Origin of the sequence: Macromonas nakdongensis, from assembly GCF_002837145.1 — a bacterium.
Lineage (GTDB): Bacteria > Pseudomonadota > Gammaproteobacteria > Burkholderiales > Burkholderiaceae_C > Macromonas_B > Macromonas_B nakdongensis.
Window position 1 is genome coordinate 1 of record NZ_NWMV01000167.1, and the last position, 1,947, is coordinate 1,947.

Annotated in this window: 2 protein-coding genes and 1 pseudogene; 2 read left to right on the forward strand and 1 reads right to left on the reverse strand. The window is 71.8% G+C overall.

All coding sequences use genetic code 11. From position 1 onward, the window contains the following. A pseudogene (locus CON77_RS14840) lies at positions 1–306 on the reverse strand (hypothetical protein); the annotation flags it as partial. Positions 307–356: 50 nt separating this feature from the next. On the opposite strand from CON77_RS14840, the gene CON77_RS14845 reads away from it, so the two are divergent. Together CON77_RS14845 and CON77_RS14850 are read left to right on the forward strand one after the other, a co-directional pair. Next, positions 357–1,613: a lipoprotein-releasing ABC transporter permease subunit gene (locus tag CON77_RS14845; protein ID WP_101050378.1), complete on the forward strand. Its 1,257-nt coding sequence runs from the start codon at positions 357–359 to the stop codon at positions 1,611–1,613. Then, the coding region (locus CON77_RS14850) for an ATP-binding cassette domain-containing protein (RefSeq protein ID WP_157826997.1) at positions 1,606–1,947 on the forward strand (342 nt) is incomplete at its 3' end. The genes CON77_RS14845 and CON77_RS14850, both read left to right, overlap by 8 nt.

Below are 1,947 nucleotides of genomic sequence, written 5' to 3' on the forward strand. Positions count from 1 at the left end.
GCAGGGGCGGTCGGCCACGCCGGCCCGCCAGGCGGCCCAGGGGTGGGTGCCGTCGGCGGCCTCGGGCCAGCCCAGGGCCTGGGCCAGGGCGTGTTCGTGGGGTGGGGTGAGGGTGTAGGCGTCGGCGCTGTGCCCGGCTGCGCGCGGCCAGCGCGCGAGCAGTGCGCTGAGCTGGGGCAGGGCGGTGCCGGCCAGGGCTGCGCTGCAGGCGGGGTCGTCGGCGTGGGCGAAGGGCACGATCAGGTGACGCGCCTGGGCCAGGGCCGCGGGCGTGGGGGGCGAAAGGGCATCAAGGGTGGGCCGCATGGGGCGATTGTCGGGGATGCCACAATCCGGGCTGGTTTCCGTGGACATCCATGCAATTCCCCTACGAATTCCGCCTCGGCTGGCGCTACACCCGCGCCGGGCGCGGCACCCGGCGCAACGGCTTCATTTCCTTCATCAGTGGCGTGTCCATGCTGGGCATCGCGCTGGGGGTGGCCGCGCTCATCATCGTGCTGAGCGTGATGAACGGCTTCCAGAAAGAAGTGCGTGACCGCATGCTGGGCGTGTTGTCGCACATCGAGGTGCTGGAGCCCCAGGGCCAGGCCCTGCCGGACCTGGCCCGCACCTTGGCCGAGGTGCAGGCCCACCCGGCGGTGGTGGGCGCAGCCCCTTTCATCGCCGCGCAGGGCCTGCTGGCGCGCGGCGAGGACATGAAGGGCGCGCTGGTGCGCGGCATCGACCCGGCGCTGGAACCGCAGGTCACCGAACTGGGGGCCGACCTGGCCGGTTCGGTGCTGCCGCGCCTCGTGCCGGGCCAGTTTGGCGTGGTGCTGGGCGGCGCCCTGGCGCGCAGCCTGGGCGTGAGCACCGGCGACGCCGTCACCCTGATCGCGCCCAGTGGCCAACTCACGCCGGCGGGCGTGGTGCCGCGCCTGCGCCAGATGACGGTGGTCGGCCTGTTCGATTCGGGCCACTACGAGTACGACTCGACCCTGGCCCTGCTGCACCAGGACGACGCCGCGCGCATCTTCCGCCTGGAAGGCCCGACCGGCGTGCGCCTGAAAATCCGCGACCTGCACGCCGCGCGCGAGGTGGCGTTGGAACTGGCCGCCCGCCTCAGCGGCGACCTGCTGGTGCGCGACTGGACGCGCCAGAACCGCACCTGGTTCGCCGCGGTGCAGCTGGAAAAGCGCATGATGTTCATCATCCTCACCCTCATCGTGGCGGTGGCGGCGTTCAACCTCGTCTCCACCCTGGTGATGACGGTGACCGACAAGCGCGCCGACATCGCCATCCTGCGCACGCTGGGCGCCAGCCCGGGCAGCATCATGGCGGTGTTCGTTGTGCAGGGGGCCATGGTGGGCGTCATCGGCACCGGCGCCGGTCTGCTGCTGGGCCTGGGCATCGCGTTTCACATCGACACCCTGGTGCCGGCCCTGGAGCGCCTGCTGGGCGCCAGCTTCCTGCCGCAGGACATCTACCTCATCAGCCGCATGCCAAGCGACCCGCAGCGGGCCGACATCCTGCCCATCGGCCTGATTTCCCTGGTGCTGGCCTTCCTGGCCACGCTGTATCCGAGCTGGCGTGCCAGCCGCGTCAACCCGGCCGAGGCCCTGCGTTATGAGTGACACCCCCCTGGCTCCCGTGGTGTTGCAGGCCCAAGGCCTGGTCAAGCGCTTCCAGGAAGGGCGGCTGGACGTGACCGTGCTGCACGGCGTGGACCTGGCGGTGCGCGCCGGCGAAACCGTGGCCATCGTCGGCGCCTCCGGTTCGGGCAAGAGCACGCTGCTGCACCTGCTGGGCGGGCTGGACGCGCCGACCGCGGGCGAGGTGCGTCTGGGGGGCCAGGTGCTGGGCCGCCTGAGCCCGGCCGAACAGGGCGTGCTGCGCAACCGCCACCTGGGCTTCGTCTACCAGTTCCACCACCTGCTGCCCGAGTTCAGCGCGCTGGACAACGTGGCC

Excerpts from the sequence above, each read along its gene's own strand:
- CON77_RS14845 (WP_101050378.1), top strand. The coding sequence starts at position 357 with ATGCAATTCCCCTACGAATTCCGCCTCGGCTGGCGCTACACCCGCGCC.